Origin of the sequence: Thermodesulfatator atlanticus DSM 21156, from assembly GCF_000421585.1 — a bacterium.
Taxonomy (GTDB): Bacteria; Desulfobacterota; Thermodesulfobacteria; order Thermodesulfobacteriales; family Thermodesulfatatoraceae; genus Thermodesulfatator; species Thermodesulfatator atlanticus.
Genome location: NZ_ATXH01000007.1, coordinates 46,487 through 66,975 on the forward strand (window position 1 = coordinate 46,487; position 20,489 = coordinate 66,975).

Genomic DNA, 20,489 nt, shown 5'->3' on the forward strand with positions numbered 1-20,489 from the left:
AAAAAACATAAGGTATTTACGTAAAGTCATTATAAGCGTCGCAAGCGCGAAGCAGTCTCTGCCTTAAAAAAAAACAGCAACTCTGGAAAGAATTTTAGATTCGTATTAATAGTCTGGTATGCATGAATTTTTCAAGGTTAAAAAAGTGAGTGAAGTTCTTAGCGAAATAAAGCAATTTGAGTCCCTGCCCAAAGAAAGAGTCTTTCTTCTAGAAGCTTTGGGGCGCTTTCTTGCTGAAGATTTATCTTCTCCAGAAGATTTACCTCCTTTTTCTCGGGCCACCATGGATGGCTACGCTGTATCTGCCAAGGACACCTTTGGTGCCAGGGAAACCGAGCCCGTTATTCTTAAAGTCATCGGCGAAATTTTGATGGGGGAGAAACCGCGTTTTTCCTTACACCCTGGAGAAGCCGCACGCATTGCCACAGGAGGCATGCTCCCAGAAGGCGCAGACGCTGTGGTCATGGTGGAATACACCGAAGAAAACCTTGGGCTAGTGGAAATAAAAAAACCCGTAGCTCCTTATGAAAACATTATCCAGCAGGGTGAAGACTTTAAAAAAGGACAAATTGTTTTTGCCAGGGGAACCAAAATTACCCCTGCGGTCATCGGGGTAATGGCAGGACTCGGCATAACTAACATCCCTGTAAGGAAAAAACCCCGTGTCGCGATTCTATCCACGGGAGATGAGCTTATCCCACCTGAAAAACCAATAGAACCAGGAAAAATTCGAGACATTAACTCCTATTCCCTTTTTGCGGCTATCAAAGAAGCAGGCGGAGAACCAAAGATCTACGGCATTGTTCCTGATGTAGCAGAAGAACTCTTCGAAAGATTAAAGGTCGCTTTTGAAGAAAACGACGTGGTCTTAATCTCAGGGGGTTCTTCTGTTGGGACCAGGGACTATACCCTTAAGGCCATTTCTCAACTACCTGGAGCCCAACTTATCTGCCATGGCGTAGCAGTTAAACCCGGAAAGCCTACCATCCTTGGAAAGGTCCAAGAAAAAGCTATTTTTGGCCTCCCCGGGCAAGTGGCAAGTGCTCTTCTCATTTTTTATTTGATGGTTAGGCCGCTTCTACTGCATCTTCAAGGAGCTAACGAAAAACATCTTTTTCTTAAAAAGATTTTGGCCTATGCCGAAAGAAATATCCCCTCTGCCCCTGGCCGAGAAGACTATATCCGCGTAAAGTTGACTCCCTTTGAAAAGGGCTTTACCGCCACCCCCATATTTAAAAAGTCAGGCTTAATTTCCTCTATGGCTGAAGCCGACGGATTTTTGCGTATTCCTGAAAGCTCTGAAGGAATTTATGAGGGAGAGCTCGCAGAAGTTTTCTTGCTTCCTTAAGCTACTGCTTTTTTAGCGTTGGCTTCTTTTAATTTCCCGAAAATAATGCGCCCAGCAGGGGTCTGCAAAAGGCTTGTTACTACGATTTCTACTTCGTTACCAATGAGATCCCTTGCGTTTTCCACCACCACCATGGTGCCATCATCAAGGTAGCCCACCCCCTGGTGTTTTTCTTTTCCTTCTTTGACCAGAGTTATCTTCAGGGTTTCTCCAGGAGTAACAATGGGCTTAAGCGCAAGGGCAAGTTCATTGATGTTGAGCACTGGCACACCTTTAAGCCTCGCTATCTTGTTAAGGTTATAGTCCGTGGTAATCAGTTTAGCGCCTATTTCACGGCAAAGCTCAACGAGCTTGTCGTCTATTTCTTTGATTTCAGGGAAATCTTGCTCCACTATGCGCACTTCTACCGTGCCAGCCTCCTGAATACGCTGAAGGGTATCAAGGCCTCTGCGCCCACGGGCACGTTTGTGGGGGTCGGTGCTGTCGGCTATGTGTTGAAGCTCCGCTAAAACAAAAGAAGGTATGATTAGTGGGCCATCTACCCAGCCGGTTTCGCATAAATCTGCCAAACGGCCATCAATTATGGCGCTTGTATCTACTACTTTTGGGCATTCCCGTTTAGGAAAGCGCTTTGAAACAAAAGAGACCGCATTTGAAACCGAATCAGGCATGCGAATTTCTTGAAACTTACGCCCTCCAAGCACCAAACCAATATAGCCAAAGAAAACCGAAAGAAGGCCATAAAGAAAAGCGCTGAATAGTCCGGTATTGAGTTGTTCGAAAACAAGGGAAAGTAACCGTGCCAAACCAAGACCTAAAAAAAGGCCGACAGTGCCGCCAATTATCACCGGAAGTGGAACTTTTCTAAATACCTGTTCGATGAAGATAGCAAGACCCGCTATGCCAAAACCCACCAAGATGCCCAAGTAAGGAAACCATTTATATTGGTGGGCATATGGGAGGTTCTTGAAGGCAAAAAAACCTAGGAAGGCACAAACTAAGAAAAGCCCTACCACCAGAAGCTTTTTCAGCACCCACTATCCTCCGTTATTTGAGAGAAGATCGTTTATCTTGGCTTCTATTTCCGTTTCACTTTTACCTTCTGCCAGAGAAAGTTCTTTGATTAAAAGGTTTTTGGCGGTCTCAAGCATACGGCGCTCACCAAAAGAAAGCTGTTTATCATGGCTGATGATATGAAGATCCCTAAGTACCTGAGCCAACTCAAAAATAGAACCACTTTTAATCTTTTCCATGTACTCGCGATAACGTCTGTTCCAGGTTTGGTTGTTAAAGGTGACTTCCTTCTCACTCAAAATACCGTAAACTTTTTCCGCTTCGTCTTTGGAGATAATGTTTCTTAATCCAATGCGATCGATGTTATCTTTAGGAATCAGGACCGTCATGTCGTTATCAAGAATGCGCATGACATAAAAAATTTTTTCAACCCCTCCGATGACCTTTTTTTCCTCTGCCTCAATGACCCCTACGCCATGAGCAGGATAAACGGCCATGTCTCCTACACTGAACATGGCAAACCCCCCGCCATAAAATATTTATCAAATTTTACCATTAAAAGACGGTTTTGTGAACGAAACGAACAAGGAATGGAATGAGATCAGGCACGATTATAAATGCTCATGGTCTTCAGAAGGCCATTTTCTAACAAAAAATCAAGCGCTTCAGAGGTTTTTTCTAAAATAGATTCCACCGTAGGCCATTCATCCGTGGAAAAGCGCTCAAGAACATAGTCTTTCACTTCCTGTCCGGGAGCAGGGCGCCCAATGCCTAATTTTAGGCGCGGGAAATCTTTGGTTCCTAAGGCGTCAATAATGGATTTTACCCCTCGATGTCCACCGGCGCCTCCCTTGGGAACAAATTTAATACGCCCAAGGGGCAAATCTAAATCGTCATGAATCACAAGCACTTGCTCTGGCTTTAAGTAAAGCTTGCGCACCCAGGGAGAAACAGCTTCTCCTGAGAGATTCATAAAAGTCTGGGGCTTGACTAATAAGACGTCTTTATACGGGCAGATTTCACTTTGAAAAGGCCCTGGGGCAAAAGATAGGCCCTTCTTTTGGGCAAAAAAATCCAGCACCAAAAAGCCAAAATTATGCCGGGTGTAGCGATATTTGGGCCCCGGATTCCCGAGGCCCACCCATAGCCACGAATATTTGCCCACTTTTATTCGGTAGTTTCAGTTTCTTCGGCTGCGGCTTCTTCTTCGCCCTCGGCAGCAATTTCTTCTCCCGCAGGCTCAAGGATGGTAACAATAGGCTCGTCAGGACTATCGAGATAGCGAACCCCTTCAGGTGGAGTAAGATCGCGAACGTGGATAACGTCGCCGATATCAAGGTCAGAAACGTCAACTTCGATCTTATCAGGGATAGCTCCAGGTAAGCATGCCACCGTCATGGTTTGAAGGAGCTGCTGTAAGTGACCGCCAGCTTCCACCCCCTTGGCCTTGCCCACAAGTTCAATGGGAACTTCTACCTCAACCTCGCGCTCCATAGAAATTTCGTAAAAGTCAACGTGAATTATCTCGTCTGTAACAGGATGATATTGTAGCTCTTTTACCAGGGCCATTTTTTTCGTGGTAGAACCGTTATTCTCAAGGGTTAAATCAAAAAGAAGCTGCTCATCACGATAGCGATAAAGATAACGCTTTAAATCACTAAGCCTTACCGCCAAAGGAGTGGGCTCGCTTCCTGGACCATAAAGTATCCCCGGAACAAGCCCTGCGGCCCTTAGTTTGCGCGCCACACCTTTGCCTGTTTTATCTCTTACTTTAACTGCTAGCTCGATAGTTTTCATTTAGATCTCCTCCTTGTTACATTCAAAATTCTATACGAAAAGAGAGCTCACGGAATCATCGTGATGGATCCTCCGTATAGCTTCTCCTAAAAGTTCTGCTACGGACAAAACTTTGATCTTTTTGAGTTTTTTGGCCTCTTCGCGCAAAGGAATGGTGTCTGTAACAACTACTGTTTTCATAGGAGATTTTTTGATACGTTCAAGGGCTGGCCCTGAGAGTACGGGATGGGTTGCCATACCGTGTACTTCTTTGGCTCCGCGTTCACTAAGGGCCTCGGCAGCCTTACACATAGTCCCTGCAGTGTCGATCATGTCATCAAGGATTATAGCTATCTTTCCTTTGACATCACCCACCACGTTCATTACTTCGCTTTCGTTGGGACGCAAGCGTCTTTTATCAATAATAGCAAGGCCTGCTTCAAGCCTTTTGGCATAAGCCCTAGCCCTTTCAACACCTCCGGCGTCAGGAGAGACAATAACCAGGTCTTTACCGCGAAATTCTTCTTTCAGGTAACGGATAAGTACTGGCGCCGCATAGAGATGATCAACTGGAATATCAAAGAACCCCTGTATTTGGCCAGCGTGAAGGTCAATAGTAAGCACTCTTCTTGCCCCGGCCACGGTGATAAGGTTTGCCACGAGTTTTGCGGTAATAGGGGTGCGCGGAATAACTTTGCGATCCTGGCGAGCGTAGCCGTAATAGGGGATCACCGCGGTGATTCGCCTGGCCGAAGCACGCCTTAGGGCATCAACCATGATCAGAAGTTCCATAAGGTTATCATTTACCGGAGGACACGTGGGCTGAATCACAAAGGCATCAGAACCACGCACGTTTTCTTTAATTTCTACGTAAATCTCACCATCACTAAAGGTCTTAACAACTGCCTGCCCCAAAGGGATGCTAAGATAAGCTGAAATTTTTTTCGCAAGCTCTGGGTTGGCATTCCCGGTAAAAATTTTTAAGTGGTTAAGAAACATTTTCCCGCTCCTCCTTGCCCCCGGGGATATAATTTCTTGCCAATATCTTCTTTTTGATATCGTCTCGTTCAATGTTTTTTAAAGCTTTTTCAGCCATTTGCCTTTTTTCAAACACACCAAAGACCGCAGCCCCGCTCCCGCTGAGAAGCGCGGCCTTGGCCCCTTCTTCCAAAAGCCTTTCTTTTAAAAGCTTAAGCCCTGGAAAATGTTTAAAAACCAGGGCTTCAAAATCATTAACTAGCCCCTGTTCCCACAAGGGCTGGTCCGGCACATAATTAGGTGGTGGTTGGCAAGTTGTCAACCTTAAATTTTCATATGCCCATTTAGTAGAAATATTAACACGAGGCAAGAGTATTACATACCACGCTTCATGGGTCTTCCAAGGAAAAAGTTTTTCTCCTATTCCTCGGGCAAGGGCTGTACTATATGGTACCAGGAAAAAAGCAACATCAGCTCCTAGTTTTTTGCCAAGAATTAGTAATCTTTCCTGAGTAAAAGCCTTAAAGTGCCTATTTAAAAAGCTAAGCACTGCGGCAGCATCACTGCTTCCTCCCCCAAGGCCTGCACCTGGCGGAACATTTTTCTTTAGCTGAATATGCAACCCAAAGGAAAGTCCTGCTTCTTTAGCATAAAGACGCGCAGCTTTGACACATAGATTGGTGTCGTCAGTGGGAACACTTTCGCCATTTACTTCTAAACTCAAGCCCTCTGAAACAAAATTAAAGGTTAATTCGTCGCCAAATGTTATCTTTTGAAAAATGGTATAAAGCTCGTGATAACCATCTTCACGACGAAAAAGTATCTTTAAAACCAAATTTATTTTGCAAGGCGCAAATACCGTCATTTTTCACGACTGTATTCAGGCAAGCTCCCCTGGCTCCTTGAGATTGCTCCGCTCACTACGTTCGCTCGCAATGACTAATAAAAAGAAGGACGCCCGCAAATGAGCCAAAATGGGCATGCTTACAATAACACCTCACCCTGATCATCGCTAGAAGACCGGAAAAGAAATAAGCCAAGGGTGCTGTCTCTAGTGGCTAAGGGGCGTTCTTTCGTCAAGCGATATGAAAAACCTTTGCCGAACACCTTTGCAAAGGTCTCATGACTATTTTCCACCACTTACCCTGAGATAAATCATACGGAGTTCGTAGAGAATGGTATCGAGGAGCTTTTCTTCCTCCCGTGTCAAATTGCCACGGGTTTTTTCTTTGAGCATATCAAGGATGTCTATGGTTTGGCGTGCAAGGGCAAGGTCTTTTTTCTTTTGCTGGGAATGAGGATCTGGCAGCTCTCCTAAGTGCACCAACGCCGAGGTATTTAGCGAAAGAATAAACATACTAAAATTTACCGGCGGCAGATCCTCTCTTTTTTCTTTTTCCTCAACCATAAAGATTTTTCTCCTTAAAACAGATTTAAAACTTTTTCAGAAGTATAAGATGAAATCTTTTATCGCGCCCTTTGCAAAAAAGAATTTTTTTTCAAGGCGATCCGTTCCCACTTTTCGTCCGAAAAATGGGAACGGATCCCTCTCCTGGCAATTTTGTAAAGGTCTCTATTTAATAACTAAAACGGGAACTTTGGAAATGCCTAACAATCTAGAAGTCACACTTCCCATAATAAGCTCTGAAAGCTTGGATTTACCCTGGTACCCCACAACTAGCAAATCAAGGCCTTTATCCGCGGCATAATTTGCCATGCTTTCTGCAATATCACCCTCTAGGATAACGCCGGTATAAGGCACGTCTTTCTTTTTGGCTTCTTCTGCTCCGCGCGCAAGAATAGCCTCAGCTTCATTCCTTAGCTGGGCTTCTACATCCACCAACATGCCCCCTAAATCTGCAAATTCTGTAGGGATAGGAAGCACATGAAGGGCAACAATTTCTGCGCCAAGTTTTTTGGCTAAATCAAGAGCTTCTTTTAAGGCCTTAAAACTTGCCTCTGAACCGTCAAGCCCCACCCCGATCTTTTTGATTTCCACTGACATGAGAACCTCCATTTCCCAAAAAGTTTTTTATTGCGTGCCACAAAAGTTTTCCCTGAGGCCTAACTTCTCCTTTAAGTGGGTCATAAAATAACACATTTTCAGCAATCAAAAACCTGAGGGCCTTTCTTTTTAAAGGATCATAGGCCATAACAAAATTTGCTTCAAAATAAGCCAGAATTTCTTCTACTTCATCAAATAAGAGAGAATTTTCTTCCTTTAGACCACCCAATAGCCAAGTAAGCCTCGCCTTCTCTTCAGTCAACAAGTGTTCGAGAGCTTCTTGTTCGTTATATCCCTGCTTTTTCTTCTCTAAAAGCCTTACCATGTCACCAATTTTTCCGCCTACGTAATCCCATATTAGATCTTTTTCTTTAAAACCAAAGTTTTTATAAACCCTTAAGGCATCTTCCTTTTCCAAGTCATCCACCAGCAGATATTCAGCTCGTCCTTCTAGTCTGGCATCAAAATAAATTTCTTCAATAAAAAGGCAGTCACTTGTGGCACACAAACAATGGCATAGATGGAGTTCTTTCGTAACCCGTACCATAAAATTAAAAAGCCCTTTTAAAACGAGCCTCCCGGAGGTATTAACCACTTCTTTTATCAGTTGTAGTTCATCTAATACTAAAACAGGTCGTAATCCTGCTTTTACTGTTTCTTCAAAAATATCTTCTAAGTAGCGAAAAACATCATCTACCCGTCGTGAATCAGCAAAAATATGATCAAATATTTTTTCGGGAATGGGGATACCTTTATAGCGTTCAACAGCTTTAGTTCCTGCTTTAAAAAATTCTTTTACGATTTCACGGGCTTTTTTGCGCCTGCGGCTAAATTGAACTTCAAAAAGGACCTTAAGCAAATCCTGAAATTCACTTATATACCGGGCACGGAAGTTTATATAAAAGACCCGATACTCTGAAGGAAGTTCGTCAAATACTTTGATAAGCAAAGCTGTTTTGCCACTGTTTATAGGTCCGTAGACAAAATGAATCAGGTTTGGCTCACCAGAAAGTACCGCTTTAAAGCGTTTTATATCTTTTTCCCTGTTAAAAAATACCATAAACAGGCTCTTTTAGCGTGCACATTCTTTGGTGCTTCCCTTAATCTTTTCAAGGGCATGGTTAAGCACCGGCAATATTACTTCCATGGATTCCTGACAAGCCTTCGGGCTTCCTGGAAGATTGATAATTAAGCTTTGCTTTCTGATACCAGCTATCCCCCTGCTCAACATGGCATACGGAGTATGTTTCATGCCGTAAGCCCTTATAGCTTCAGCAATCCCCGGGACTTCCTTTTCAATGGCCGCCCTGGTGGCCTCAGGAGTAACGTCCCTTGGGGAAAGCCCGGTACCGCCTGTGGTAATGATAAGATCAAGGCCTTTTCTATCCACCCAATCCACCAACACCACTAAAATTTCTTCGTAATCATCAGGAATAATGCGATAAGCAGGCACCTGAAAACCAGCCTTTAGCAGGGCCTCTTTGATAAGAGGCCCTGCGGTGTCTTCTCTTTCTCCCAGGGCACCTTTGTCAGACAAGGTCAAGACCCCCGCCGTAAAAGCCATTATTTTGCCTCCTCAGCTTCTTTGGCCTGGGCAATAATTTTTTCAGCAACTTGTGGGGGTGCTTCTTCATAATGGGAGAATTTCATGCGAAAAGTACCACGACCACCTGTAATAGCATTCAAATCAAGGGCATAACGTTGCACTTCTGCAAGGGGGACCTGGGCCTTTATGATTTGCTTACCGTCCTTTGGCTCCATACCAAGCACTCGCCCGCGACGGGCGTTAATGTCTCCTATTACGTCTCCCATGACTTCATCTGGAACTTCGATCTCAAGTTCCATGATGGGTTCAAGCAAGACCGGCTGGCATTCCTGGATACCCTTTTTAAAACACTGGGAAGCTGCAATCATAAACGCCATATCAGAAGAGTCCACCTCGTGGCTCTTGCCATCATAGAACTGGACCTTTACGTCAACCACGGGATACCCTGCCAGAGGGCCTTTTTCTAGAGCCTGCCGCACGCCTTTTTCCACCGCAGGGACAAAATTACGCGGCACATTCATACCCACCAGAGTCTCTACAAACTCAAACCCCTGGCCCCTTGGTAACGGGTAAATATGAAAGTGGACCTCGGCAAACTGCCCACGGCCACCGGTCTGTTTTTTATGGCGATAAATAACCCCTTCCTTGGGCTTTTTAATGGTCTCGCGATAAGGAATTTTAGGAAGAGAAAGCTCCACATTTACCCCGTATTTACGGGAAAGCTTGTCAATGGTGGCTTCGATATGGATCTGCCCAAGGCCTGAAAGCAAAATCTCCCGGCTCTCTTCATCGCGCGTAATAACAAGGCTTGGGTCTTCTTCCTGAAGCTTGGCAAGGGCTGCACCAATCTTTTCTTCGTCAGCACGGGTCTTGGGGTGTAAAGCGTAAGTAAGCACTGCGTGCGGTAAAGTGGGCATGGGGAATATGATCGGGGCATCAGGATCGCATAAGGTATCACCTGTTTTGGTCTCGGAAAGTTTTGGAATGACACAGATCATCCCAGGGACAGCCTTAGCACAGGAACTAATTTCTTTTCCTTCTGGGATGCCGAGGTTGGCATACTTTTCTTTCACATCGCGGATGGGGTTAGAAAGAAGACCCTCTTCAGGAAGGGTCCCGGAGACCACCCTACAAAAAGAAAGTCTTCCAGCATAGGGATCCATAAAAGTCTTAAAGACTATGAGGGAAACCGGGGACTCAGGACTTGGTTCACGTTCTTCAGGATCCCCTGATGGGGTTTCCCCTTCCCAGGCGGCCCGTTCTAAAGGCGAAGGCAAAAAGTTTACGATGAGATCCATCAAAGGCTGAATGCCAATAAGTTTTGCCGCCGAACCACATGATACCGGTACAAAGCGGCCTTCAAGAATACCGCGCTTCAGCCCCCTTACGATTTCTTCTTCAGTAAGCTCTCCTTCTTCCAAAAATTTCTCTAGGAGTTCGTCATCACTTTCAGCGGCAAATTCGATTAGATTGGCCCTTAATTCTTCGACCCTTTCGGCAATATCATCAGGAATATCAATGGGCTTGGGCTTACCATCTTCAAACTCAAAGGCCTTCATGGCGATAAGATCCACCACGCCGCGAAAGTTTTCTTCTTTGCCAATAGGGTAAGCCACGGGAACCGGCCTTATGCCAAGGCGCTCTTCAAGCGCAGCGCAGGCATTGTCAAAATCTGCGTGCTCACGGTCTAGTTTGTTTACAAAGGCCGCACAGGGCAAACCAAACTCTTTTACAAAGGCAAATACTTTTTCAGTTTGCACCTTGACAGGAGAAGTGGCTTCCACCACCAGGAGCGCATTATCTGCCGCCCAGGTGGCAAGTTTTGCTTCGGCATTAAAGTTGTCGTCCCCAGGGGTGTCTAAGAAAAAAACCTCGTGTTTTTTCCAGGAAAAATGATGACAGGCCGTGGAAATAGTTATCTTGCGCTTTTCTTCCTCAGGCTCAAAGTCAAGGATGGAGCTTCCGTCATCCACCCGACCAAGTTTTTTGGTCTTACCAGAAAGGAACAACATGGCCTCGGCAAGGGAAGTTTTTCCAGCACCACTTTGGGAAAGAAAGACAAAATTTCTAATTTTGGCGGTCTCCATAGGCCCTCCTTCTGTGTTTTAAAGAAAGAAAAATTCTTCCGTATTTGAGAGGCTAGCGCAATTTAAATCTAAGTGTCAAGCAAATGAGTACCAAAGGTTAGAAGACGCCGCCAATACGGAAATTCCAGTTGCTTTTCTCTTCTCCTGGCTTGGTGTCGATATTGAAACCCCATTCTATGCGCAAAGGCCCCATAGGAGAAAGCCACCGGAGACCAAACCCTACAGATTTACGCACATCAGAGAAACGAAACCCTTCTGACTGTTCCCACACGTTACCCATATCAAAGAAAAGAACTCCTTTGAGCCCCATGTTTTTAACCAACGGGAAAATAAGCTCGTTTTGCACGAAAAACATCCTGTTGCCACCAATGCGCTCACCGGTGCTGGGATCAATAGGGCTGATATCACCGTAGCGATAGCCACGTACTGAGTCTAGGCCACCCAGGTAAAACTTCTCAAAAACAGGAAGCTTGCCACCTTTGGCCTGGCTTACGTAACCAGTCCCCACCCGCACGTGGCCTACAACATCCCAGAATAGCGGATGAAAGTAGCTGGCCGTGGCTGTTATCTTATCGTAAGCACTATCACCGCCTAAGGGTCCACCAGCATGTTCATATGAAAGAGAAAGAAGCGACCCACGAGAAGGATCAAAAAAGTGATTCCGCGTATCACGAGAAACTCCCAGTTCAATGGAGCTTGTTACGTGTATGTCAGCTGACTCACGAATGATAGGCGAGGCGTAATAGTAATAATCGGTAAGGTTAGAGTCGTCATAACGATAACCAAAGTAAAATCTAATCTCAGGCCGCCAGAGGTAACCAAAGCGAATGCCAAATCCCTGACTTTCGCGGGTGTAGTCCTCGTATTCCCGCGTCCAATCATAGAGATTAAGCGAAAGGGAAAGCCTGGTATCCATAAAATACGGTTCTGTAAAGGAAAAGTTGTACCGGGTGGTGCGTGCTCCAAAATATCCTTGAAGCGCAAGGGTCTGGCCTTTTCCTAGAAAATTGCGCTGAGAAATCTCTGCCATAAAAAGCAGTTTATCCACTGAAGAATATCCCGCCCCAATGCTAAAAGTGCCGGTGGGCTGCTCTTTTACTTTAACGTGAATGTCCATCTGATCTTCTCTTACGCCTTTTTCCGTGGAAACACTCACGTCTTCGAAATAACCCAGGCGTCGCAGGCGGTTTTCACTCTTTCTTAATCTGGTAGAGCTAAAAGGGCGCTGCTCAACTACCAGGAGTTCCCGCCTGATAACCTTATCGCGGGTGCGGGTGTTCCCGGTAATTTCTATGCGGTTCACGTAAACCAGAGGGCCTTTATCAACTTTGAAAGTGATGTTTACCACGTGTTTTTGAGGGTCTTTTTTGATGATAGGGTCAACCTGGGCGTAGGCGTAACCTTTGTCTGCAAAAAGATCGGTTATCGTTAAGATATCACGACGTAAGGCCTCACGGCTAAAATATTTCTTTTTAGGAGTTTCAAGCTTTTTGAGGATATAATCCTTGTTCTTGAAAAGGTCCTGTTCTATATCAACTTTTCCTATCTTGTAGCGGGGGCCTTCTTCAATAGGGATGGTGATATAGACCCAATTTCCGTGCCGCTCAACACGAGGCTCATCCACACGCACATCCATATAGCCCTGATTCTGATAAAAGGTGACTATCTTGGCGAGGCTACGATAAAGACCACCGTAGCTATATACCCCTGGTGCCACGCCTCCAGTAAAAAAGGTTTTTATCTTTTTTAGCCAGGAAAAATGCCCCTTTTCACTAATTTCAAGGAGCTTTTTAAGGTCATCGTCAGAAAAAGCCTTATTTCCTTCGAAGTTGATGCGTTTGATAAAGACCTTTTTTCCTTCTTTTATCTTGAAGATAACTTTGGCCTCTCGCGGGTTAAGCATCTTAACCTGTGGTTCAACTTTGGTGTTGTAGTAGCCCTGTTCTTTGTAAAGAAGCCGGATCCTTTCGGCAGCTTCGTTAATTTTTTGCAAATTAAGGATGGTGTAAGGCTTAAGTTCGGTGATCTTCTTAAGGTCTTTTTCTTTAATGGCCTTGTTTCCCTGATAGACAATGCGTTTGACCACCGGCTTTTCGCGCACGATATAAGTAACCACCAGGCCTTCTTTGGTCTTTTGCACATCAACACGCACGTCATCGAAATATCCCAGCTTGTAAATATTTTTTATATCCTGGCGCACTTTAGCAGGATCAAACACATCACCGGCCTTAAGGGTGAGCACCGGATAAATAGCATCAGCATCCATGCGCACGTTCCCCTTTATTTTCACCTCAGCCACTACATCCTGAACGCGCGCCTCTTGCAAAACGCGAGCGGTAGCCTCACGGGCAAGTTCGGTTAAGAGAGAGAGCTTCCCAACCAGGTAAACTCGCCTAGGGTAGGCTCCCTCACAATCAAAGACCGTGAGATCAAGGCTTACTTCTTCAGTAAAAGCGTTAACTGAACCCCAGATAACCGCCTTCGGGGCAAATTGCTGGCATATCTTTTGGGCAAGCTTAGAAGATGGTTCTTTCGCGGCTTCTAATATCTTTTTTGCTTCTTCTTGAGAGAGAATTGCTATGCCTTTTTCCTCTAAGTCTTTAGCAAGGAGAAAATTCAACACGGAAAGCTTAGAGACTTTTTCCTGCGGGGCGTTTACTTTAAGAGGGAAGAGAAAAATTTTTTCTTTGGCTGCAAAAGCATTTAGCCCCAAAACCAATACCAGCAAACATGACATAAAAAGAGATCTTTGCAAAATTGGCAAGATCAGTGTTGGAAGCCAACCGCATGGGATCCGTTTTGCAAAGGTCTCAAAAACTATTTTTTTGATACTTTCCAAGGCCATGGTTCATCCTTTGGTAATTCGATAACTTTTCCCTGGCTTAAGCCAAAAACACGCTGCATTTTTGCCGCCAGTGCGGGGTTGTGTGTTACAATCACCAGGGTAGTAGCATATGTTTCGTTAATGTGCAAAAGAAGGTTTACCACATCATCTGCAGTTTTGACATCAAGATTGCCTGTGGGCTCATCCGCAAGAAGCACCGGAGGATTTAGCACCAGGGCCCGTGCAATAGCCACTCTTTGTCTTTCACCCCCTGAGAGCTCAGAAGTACGGTGAGAAAGCCGGTGGGAAAGCCCCACCCCTGCCAGGACTTCTTTGGCTGCTCTCTCTGCTTCTTTTAAAGACTTACCTGCTATAAGCGCAGGGAGCATCACATTTTCAAGAGCGTTAAACTCTGGCAAAAGGTGATGAAACTGAAACACAAAGCCGATTTTTCGGTTGCGAAAACGTGAAAGCTCTTCGTCTTTTAAGGCGAAAACATCCTGACCAAAATGAAAAACTTTGCCTTTTTCTGGTTTATCAAGGGTCCCCAAGATATGAAGCAAAGTGGTTTTGCCAACTCCTGAGGCCCCTACAATGGCCACCCGCTCCCCTGGAGAAATGGCAATGTTTGCCCCTTTAAGCACCTCGACCCTCTGCTCCCCTTTGCCGTATGACTTACAAAGGTTTACGCCTTCAATAGCCCACTTAGCCATAGCGTAGGACCTCTGCGGGAGGGAGTTTGGCTGCCTGTCGCGCAGGATAAATCGTAGCCAGCAAGGCGAGAAGGATGGCGCAAAGGGCAATAAGGGTGACGTCAAAACCTTCTACCAGCACGGGAAGCCTATCAACGTAATAAACGTCACTTGGCAGATGGATAATGGGATAGCGCGAAATTACAAAGCAGAGAAAAAGCCCAAGGCTTACCCCGCAAAGAACTCCCGAAGCCCCAAGTAAAAAACCCGTAAGCATAAAAATGCGCAATATCGAGCGGTCTGAAGCCCCCATGGTCTTTAAAATAGCAATATCTGCCTTTTTCTCGCCAACAAGCATGATGAGAGCGGCCACAATGTTGAAAGCCGCTACCACAATGATGAGGGTTAAGATGACAAACATGGCGGCTTTCTCAAGTTTTAAGGCAGAAAAGAGATTGGCATTCATGGTGCGCCAATCAACCACCCAGTAAGGGAAACCAAGTTTTTTGGCAATTAACTGGGCAAATTCTCCGGCATAAAAGGGATCACTGATACGTATTTCAAGGTTTGAAACGCCTTTTATGTCTGCCAGCCTTTGGGAAAGTCCAAGGGGCAAAAACCCAAGCGAGGCGTCAAAATCATAAAGCCCAGTTTCAAAAATCCCCACCACGGTAAGCGTTTTAAGCCTTGGAAGAATACCAAGAACAGTGGCCCGCCCCTGAGGGAGCAAAAGAGTGACTTTGTCTCCAGGAGAAACACCCAAGTTTTTGGCAAGGCGCCAGCCCAAAATTATCACCGGCTTATCATCTTGAAGATCAAGAAAACTTCCCTGTTTAAGCTTTAGTTTCTTAAAGGTTTTGGCTGCCTGCGCCCCAGGGATCCCCCGTAAAATAACCCCTGCCTGCCCGGCCCCTGAAGAAAGAAGCCCCTGGAGGATAACTGTTGGCAAGATTTCTTCGACCTTGACCTGAGCGTCTCCTTTTAAACGCCCCAACAAATAGGCAAGCCCCTGTTTTTTTAAGTGCAATTTTTCTATCTTTCGCGAGACTTCTTCATAGTTTGTAATGGGGCCACCTAAGCGCTGGACAATGATGTGTGAGTTAATGCCAAGGAGTCTTTCGCGAAGTTCTTTTTGAAAACCGGCCATAACGGAAATAACCACGATCAAAGCGCACACACCAATGGCAACCCCTGCCACTGCCATCCCTGAAATGAACGAGGTAAAGCGGTGCCGCTTACCTGACAGGAGATACCTTAAGGCAACATACCATTCAAACCGGTTTATCATCTTTTCTCTGGTCGCAAATGCGGGAATAAAATCACTTCCCTGATCGAAGGAGCATCGGTAAAGAGCATCACCACCCGGTCGATACCGATACCTTCCCCAGCGGCAGGGGGCATCCCGTATTCGAGGGCCATGATGAAATCTTCGTCTATTTCAGGATGAATTTCAGGATCATCTTTAAGGCGCCTTTTGATTTGTTCTTCAAAACGCGCCCTTTGGTCACGAGGATCGTTTAGTTCCGAGAAGGCATTGGCAATTTCTCTTCCCGCAATGAAAAGCTCAAAGCGATCCGCCACCGTAGGGTCTTTTTCATTACGCCTGGCAAGCGGAGAAATATCCACCGGAAAAGCAATGATAAAAGTGGGCTGCACAAGCTTTGGTTCCACCAGGGCGTCAAAGAGCTTGGCCCAAAGCTTGGCAAGCACAGGCTCTCTTTCATCGATCTTGATCTCATGCTCCCTGGCATACGCAATGACTTTTTCACGATCAGCAAGGACCTCTTCAGAAACCCCGCCAATTTCTATCAACGCCTGCTTAAAAGGGATGCGCGGCCAGGGCGGAGTAAAATCTATTTCTTGGCCTTGATAGATGATTTTGGTGTCACCTTTTAGTTCCTTACAAAGGCCTACGAAGATCTCCTCGGTACGCGTCATAAGGTCCTCATAGGTGGCGTAGGCCTCGTAGAATTCAAGCATGGTAAATTCAGGATTGTGCTGGATAGAAATTCCTTCGTTACGAAAATTGCGGTTTAATTCAAATACCCGTTCAAAGCCTCCCACCAAAAGCCTTTTTAAATAAAGCTCTGGAGCAATGCGTAAATAAAGCTCCCGCTCAAGGGCGTGATGGTAAGTCTTAAAGGGCCTGGCGGTAGCCCCCCCGGGGATGGCTTGCATCATGGGGGTTTCTACCTCAAGAAACCCGTTAGTAGCAAAATAGTTGCGGAAATACTGGACTATGTGGGTGCGCGTGCGAAAAATTTCTTTTACGCGTTCATTCATGATAAGGTCAAGGTAGCGCCTGCGGTAACGCAGTTCCACGTCCTGAAGGCCGTGGTATTTTTCAGGGAGCGGACGGAAGGCCTTGGTAACCAAGGCCACGTCTTTGGCAAGGATGGTAAGTTCTCCTGTTTTGGTTTTAAAAAGCGGCCCAACCACCCCAACGATATCTCCCAGGTCAAAATATTTTTTGAAAAGTTTGAATTTTTCGGCTCCGAGTTCGTCTTTTTTGATGAAGGCCTGGATGCGACCGGTTTCATCTTGTAGGTGGATAAACATTGCTTTTCCAAAATCCCGCCGCGCCATCATCCGCCCGGCCACCTTGAAGGTGGCGTTTAGTTTCTCCAGGGCCTCGTTGTCATAAGCTTCAAAAATTTCTTTGATGGCGCCGGCTTTGTCTTCAGGCTTAAAATCATTTGGAAAAAGGGGGATTCCTTGTGATTCAAGATCTTCCGCCTTCTCGCGCCGCGCTTTTAATACTTGACTCTCCTCACTCACCAAAAACCTCCTCCAAAGGGATTCACACGCGAAACATAACGCCTTAGACGGGGCTGACAAGGACTCTTTAAAACAATCTTTGCTGACGGGCCTTTTTAGGCTTAGGAGACGACTTATCTTTCACAGGGAAACGCGCCAAAAAGGGGCTAACCTTTCCAGGGAGACGTTTTCCATAAACAAACCGCCCTGCCCTAGCCCAGGTGAAATAAAAGGCCTCTTTGGCCCTGGTCATGGCAACATAAGTAATGCGGCGTTCCTCGGCAAAGTCCACTTCTTCAAGCAGGGTAAAAGGCAAAAGGCCCTCTTCCGCACCTGCCAAAATCACCACCTCAAACTCAAGCCCCTTGGCTTCATGAACCGTAAGCAAAGGGACCCCTGTGCGTTTCAAACTGATGCTTAACTGGGTTTTCAAAAGCCCAAGCTTGAATGAAAGCTCTGGCACGTCTCGGCTTTGCCTCAAAATTTCAAGCAAAAGTTCGTTTTTGGGAAGAAATTTTTGGCGCAAAGCCAAAAGAGATTTTTCTTTACTTGCCAAAGAAATTAGCTTTTCAAGTTCTTCCAATTCTTCGGAGGAAGTTTCTTGGGGTACTTCAAAGGGAATCCCTTCTTTTGCCAAAGCCTCTTTAAGGGGTTTAATAAGTGCCCTTACCCGTACCAAAATGGCAATTTCTGAGGGTGCATACCCCCTTTTGCTTTGCTCAAGCTGGATGCCCCCGAGAAGCTCAACTACCTCTCTGGCAATGGCCTTTGCCTCCGCGGCAGGATTAGCAAACGAGAGCCCCAGCACTTCTCCGCCACTTCTTGCCGCCTTAAGTTTCTTTTGAGGAAACCCCTCTGTCTCCCTGAGTTCTTCAGCCAAAGTAAGTATTTTTTCAGGCACCCGGTAGCTTTTTTCCAAAAAATAGACCTCAGGCGAGATTTTTACGAGGTAGTCTTTTACTACCTGGGGCCTTGCTCCGCGGAACCCGTAAATGGCTTGGGCAGGATCCCCTACTAAAAAGACCTCTGCTTTACGGAAACTTAAAAGAAACGAAACGAGTTCTTGGTTTAAGTCTTGAAATTCATCAACTAAAAGATGGACTTTTTCCTCTCCTAGCTCGTGTTTGGCCCCCTCTTCAAGAAGCAAAGAAAAATCCCAGAGCCCCTGGGCGGCAAGCATCTGGCGGTATGTCTTTTTGATTTCAGGATCTTCGTTGAGTCTTTTTTCAATGGTTTTAAGGGGAAGATTAAACTTTCGGGAAAGCGCTTTAAAAATTTCTTTAAGTTCTTGATCGCTGGCAAGTTTGGGCGATATTCCTTTTTGGCGGCAAAGCTCGTAGGCAAGCCCGTGAAAGGTATCAACTTTTATGTGGCTAAGCCCCTTTGCCTTAAGCCTTTCTTTAAGTTCATGAGCAGTTTTCAAAGTAAAGGTAATGAGGAAGATTTTCTCTTCGGGGACACCTTGTGATAAGAGATAAAGCGCCCGGGCAAGAAGCACGCGGGTTTTACCGGCCCCAGGGCCAGCGATCACCAAAGCACTACCCGGAGCAGTGGCCGCTTTTTCCTGGCATTCATCAAGCTCTATCTGAGAGATAAGCGACATTTTTTATCCAAACTTTTGGAGACCTTTACAACACACCAAGACTTTAAGAAAAGGTGTTTGCAAAGGTCTCTTTTATGCTTTCTTAATTTCCTCCACTTCAAAAGAAACGATGTTCCGCTCACGCTTGCTGAACTCAACCCCGATGAGCCAAATCTTCTTGCACTTGCCCTGATACTTTTCCCAATAGCGCTTCTCTTTTAGTTGCAAAAGGGCTTTCCCTTCGGCCTTATCCTCTACTACCTTAAACTCAAAAAGATAGCACCGGCCCTCAAAGGTTACCGCCATATCAAGACGGCCCTGGTTCGTGGCCTCTTCCACACGCACGTCCAAACCTAGCGCCGCAAAATAACAGTAAAAAATGCTCGCGTAAAAGCCCTCGTAACCCGCAAGCTCCGTCTTCCGATACCAATCATGCGGAATCCCTGCAAAAAAACCGTAAAATATGCCTCTTAGAGCCTCAAAATCTTCCGCCTCGAGAGCATCGTAAAGCCTGTCTATCAAACGCTCTTTGGCTGACAATCTTTCTGAGAGAAAATTAAGCACGGCATCGGTAAAACTCATCTTCACTTCAAGATTGGGATATCCCAGGAGATATCTCCTCCGAGGGCCTCGTTTTCGAAGCTCTTTGATGGTGAGATAACCTGTCTGAAAAAGCACCGTCTCAAGTTCGATGGTTTCTATGTCAAAGCTTTCAAGGAGGGCCTCCCCAACCTCTACTTCTTCAAGCTCAGGAACAAGAAATTTTCTTTCCAAAAGAAGCTTTATCAGAAAAGTCGGCGTGCCGGTTTCAAACCAGTAAGGTCTGAATTCATAATTTCGCAAAAAGAGCAGAATGTCGAAGGGATTGTAAACAGGATCGCCCAGCCAAGAGTAGCCGTTATACCAGCGGCGTACCTCGGAAAGATCAACTCCTTCCAGGCGGTCGGCAAAGGTGTTTTCAAATTCTTCCTGCGTGTAGCCGCAGATGGTAGCGTAATCAGGCAAAATGGTTATGTCTTCCAGGTTATTAAGGCCTGAAAAAATCGAAACCTTGGAAAACTTGGTAACACCCGTCAGGAAGCAAAACTTAAGATAAGGGTCTGCGTCTTTGAGCACGGAGTAGAAGTTTTTCAACTCTTCGCGAATCTCTCTTGCAAGCTCTGGTTTGTCGATATTATCAAGAATGGGTTTATCATACTCGTCGATAAGCACCACGACTTTTTGGTTGCATTTTTCATTAAGACGCAAAATAAGTTCTTCGAAGCGCTTGTTTGGAAGTTTTTCCTGATAAGTTATTTGATATTTGTCAGCATGGCGTCTTAAGATAGAGAAAAAGGTCTCCACAAGCTCATCACGAGACCTAATCACTCCCGCCCCGAAAGAAATATAGACTACAGGATATTTCTTGGACCAGTCCCAATTGTTCTCTAAGAAAAGCCCTTGGAAAAGCTCGCGCTTACCCAGGAAAGCCTGGCGTAGAGTATCAAGAAAAAGGCTCTTCCCGAAACGCCTGGGACGAGAAAGGAAAAAATACTTCCCTTCGTCAACGAGTTTTTTTACAAAGAAAGTTTTATCTACGTAGTAATAACCTTCAGTGCGGATTTCCACAAAACTCTGTATGCCCACGGGAAGCTTTTTCATTATTTTGCTCCTGAAAAACATTTATTTGTAGAGCATTTTTAGCCGACATGGCCCTCAAGGATTTGTGTTTAATGGCCCCAGTAATAAATTTTGATTTTCTTTCAAATTAGCTTAATCTTTGACCCATTAGCAACTTCTAAGAAAAATTTCTAACTGGACTAGCTTTTTCCCATTGAAATGGTAAAGTTTTGCCATGCGTGCTTGGTGGATTTTTATCGCGTTGATTATTGGATGGTTAG

The 20,489-nt window shown here is 45.4% G+C and carries 18 protein-coding genes; 1 reads left to right on the forward strand and 17 read right to left on the reverse strand.

What is annotated here, in order from left to right:
• Window positions 1-145: 145 nt before the first annotated feature.
• A complete protein-coding gene (locus H528_RS0104260; protein WP_218969818.1) occupies window positions 146-1,348 on the forward strand; it encodes a molybdopterin molybdotransferase MoeA in 1,203 nt (400 codons plus the stop codon).
• On the opposite strand, the gene H528_RS0104265 is transcribed toward H528_RS0104260, so the two are convergent.
• The 17 genes from H528_RS0104265 to H528_RS0104345 all read right to left on the reverse strand — a co-directional run bounded on the left by H528_RS0104265 (window position 1,345) and on the right by H528_RS0104345 (window position 20,250).
• Window positions 1,345-2,382, reverse strand: coding sequence for a PIN/TRAM domain-containing protein (locus H528_RS0104265; protein WP_022853107.1), 1,038 nt, complete (start codon window positions 2,380-2,382; stop codon window positions 1,345-1,347). The two genes, H528_RS0104260 and H528_RS0104265, sit on opposite strands and share 4 nt — an antisense overlap.
• 3 nt (window positions 2,383-2,385) lie before the next feature.
• Window positions 2,386-2,877: a CarD family transcriptional regulator gene (locus H528_RS0104270; protein WP_022853108.1), complete on the reverse strand. Its 492-nt coding sequence runs from the start codon at window positions 2,875-2,877 to the stop codon at window positions 2,386-2,388.
• An 86-nt stretch (window positions 2,878-2,963) separates the two neighbouring features.
• Window positions 2,964-3,527: an aminoacyl-tRNA hydrolase gene (gene pth, locus H528_RS0104275; protein WP_022853109.1), complete on the reverse strand. Its 564-nt coding sequence runs from the start codon at window positions 3,525-3,527 to the stop codon at window positions 2,964-2,966.
• A gap of 2 nt (window positions 3,528-3,529) precedes the next feature.
• Entirely contained in the window at window positions 3,530-4,159 is a 630-nt protein-coding gene (locus tag H528_RS0104280) for a 50S ribosomal protein L25/general stress protein Ctc (RefSeq protein WP_022853110.1), read from the reverse strand.
• A 30-nt stretch (window positions 4,160-4,189) separates the two neighbouring features.
• Window positions 4,190-5,137, reverse strand: coding sequence for a ribose-phosphate pyrophosphokinase (locus H528_RS0104285; RefSeq protein ID WP_022853111.1), 948 nt, complete (start codon window positions 5,135-5,137; stop codon window positions 4,190-4,192).
• A complete protein-coding gene (gene ispE, locus H528_RS12610) occupies window positions 5,127-5,981 on the reverse strand; it encodes a 4-(cytidine 5'-diphospho)-2-C-methyl-D-erythritol kinase (RefSeq protein ID WP_022853112.1) in 855 nt (284 codons plus the stop codon). Before ispE ends, H528_RS0104285 begins: the two co-directional genes overlap by 11 nt.
• Before the next feature lie 261 nt (window positions 5,982-6,242).
• Window positions 6,243-6,524 carry a DUF1844 domain-containing protein gene (locus H528_RS0104295; protein WP_022853113.1) on the reverse strand — a complete coding sequence of 94 codons (282 nt, stop codon included), beginning with the start codon at window positions 6,522-6,524 and terminating at the stop codon, window positions 6,243-6,245.
• A 165-nt stretch (window positions 6,525-6,689) separates the two neighbouring features.
• Window positions 6,690-7,121: a universal stress protein gene (locus H528_RS0104300; protein ID WP_022853114.1), complete on the reverse strand. Its 432-nt coding sequence runs from the start codon at window positions 7,119-7,121 to the stop codon at window positions 6,690-6,692.
• Window positions 7,084-8,181, reverse strand: a complete 1,098-nt coding sequence (locus tag H528_RS12615) for an ATP-binding protein (RefSeq protein WP_022853115.1) — start codon at window positions 8,179-8,181, stop codon at window positions 7,084-7,086. Before H528_RS12615 ends, H528_RS0104300 begins: the two co-directional genes overlap by 38 nt.
• A gap of 12 nt (window positions 8,182-8,193) precedes the next feature.
• Complete coding sequence (locus H528_RS0104310) at window positions 8,194-8,685, reverse strand: MogA/MoaB family molybdenum cofactor biosynthesis protein (protein WP_022853116.1); 492 nt, start codon at window positions 8,683-8,685, stop codon at window positions 8,194-8,196.
• On the reverse strand, window positions 8,685-10,754 hold the full coding sequence (gene fusA, locus H528_RS0104315) for an elongation factor G (protein ID WP_022853117.1): 2,070 nt from the start codon (window positions 10,752-10,754) through the stop codon (window positions 8,685-8,687). The genes H528_RS0104310 and fusA overlap by 1 nt, the downstream gene beginning before the upstream one ends.
• A 97-nt stretch (window positions 10,755-10,851) precedes the next feature.
• Complete coding sequence (gene bamA, locus H528_RS12620; RefSeq protein ID WP_169352770.1) at window positions 10,852-13,482, reverse strand: outer membrane protein assembly factor BamA; 2,631 nt, start codon at window positions 13,480-13,482, stop codon at window positions 10,852-10,854.
• A gap of 89 nt (window positions 13,483-13,571) precedes the next feature.
• Window positions 13,572-14,291 (reverse strand): ABC transporter ATP-binding protein, encoded by a 720-nt coding sequence (locus tag H528_RS0104325; RefSeq protein WP_022853119.1) that lies wholly within the window; start codon window positions 14,289-14,291, stop codon window positions 13,572-13,574.
• Window positions 14,284-15,558, reverse strand: coding sequence for a lipoprotein-releasing ABC transporter permease subunit (locus H528_RS0104330; protein WP_022853120.1), 1,275 nt, complete (start codon window positions 15,556-15,558; stop codon window positions 14,284-14,286). Before H528_RS0104330 ends, H528_RS0104325 begins: the two co-directional genes overlap by 8 nt.
• A complete protein-coding gene (lysS, locus tag H528_RS0104335; protein WP_022853121.1) occupies window positions 15,555-17,048 on the reverse strand; it encodes a lysine--tRNA ligase in 1,494 nt (497 codons plus the stop codon). Before lysS ends, H528_RS0104330 begins: the two co-directional genes overlap by 4 nt.
• A gap of 67 nt (window positions 17,049-17,115) precedes the next feature.
• Entirely contained in the window at window positions 17,116-18,630 is a 1,515-nt protein-coding gene (locus tag H528_RS0104340; protein WP_022853122.1) for a UvrD-helicase domain-containing protein, read from the reverse strand.
• Between the two features lie 72 nt (window positions 18,631-18,702).
• The gene (locus H528_RS0104345; protein WP_022853123.1) at window positions 18,703-20,250 is read right to left on the reverse strand and encodes an ATP-binding protein; all 1,548 of its coding nucleotides are present in this window, start codon (window positions 20,248-20,250) and stop codon (window positions 18,703-18,705) included.
• Between the last annotated feature and the right edge of the window lie 239 nt (window positions 20,251-20,489).

Excerpts from the sequence above, each read along its gene's own strand:
- H528_RS0104270 (WP_022853108.1), bottom strand. The coding sequence starts at position 2,877 with ATGTTCAGTGTAGGAGACATGGCCGTTTATCCTGCTCATGGCGTAGGG.
- H528_RS0104280 (WP_022853110.1), bottom strand. The coding sequence starts at position 4,159 with ATGAAAACTATCGAGCTAGCAGTTAAAGTAAGAGATAAAACAGGCAAA.
- H528_RS0104285 (WP_022853111.1), bottom strand. The coding sequence starts at position 5,137 with ATGTTTCTTAACCACTTAAAAATTTTTACCGGGAATGCCAACCCAGAG.
- ispE (WP_022853112.1), bottom strand. The coding sequence starts at position 5,981 with ATGACGGTATTTGCGCCTTGCAAAATAAATTTGGTTTTAAAGATACTT.
- H528_RS0104295 (WP_022853113.1), bottom strand. The coding sequence starts at position 6,524 with ATGGTTGAGGAAAAAGAAAAAAGAGAGGATCTGCCGCCGGTAAATTTT.
- H528_RS0104300 (WP_022853114.1), bottom strand. The coding sequence starts at position 7,121 with ATGTCAGTGGAAATCAAAAAGATCGGGGTGGGGCTTGACGGTTCAGAG.
- H528_RS12615 (WP_022853115.1), bottom strand. The coding sequence starts at position 8,181 with ATGGTATTTTTTAACAGGGAAAAAGATATAAAACGCTTTAAAGCGGTA.
- H528_RS0104310 (WP_022853116.1), bottom strand. The coding sequence starts at position 8,685 with ATGGCTTTTACGGCGGGGGTCTTGACCTTGTCTGACAAAGGTGCCCTG.
- fusA (WP_022853117.1), bottom strand. The coding sequence starts at position 10,754 with ATGGAGACCGCCAAAATTAGAAATTTTGTCTTTCTTTCCCAAAGTGGT.
- H528_RS0104325 (WP_022853119.1), bottom strand. The coding sequence starts at position 14,291 with ATGGCTAAGTGGGCTATTGAAGGCGTAAACCTTTGTAAGTCATACGGC.
- H528_RS0104330 (WP_022853120.1), bottom strand. The coding sequence starts at position 15,558 with ATGATAAACCGGTTTGAATGGTATGTTGCCTTAAGGTATCTCCTGTCA.
- H528_RS0104340 (WP_022853122.1), bottom strand. The coding sequence starts at position 18,630 with ATGTCGCTTATCTCTCAGATAGAGCTTGATGAATGCCAGGAAAAAGCG.
- H528_RS0104345 (WP_022853123.1), bottom strand. The coding sequence starts at position 20,250 with ATGAAAAAGCTTCCCGTGGGCATACAGAGTTTTGTGGAAATCCGCACT.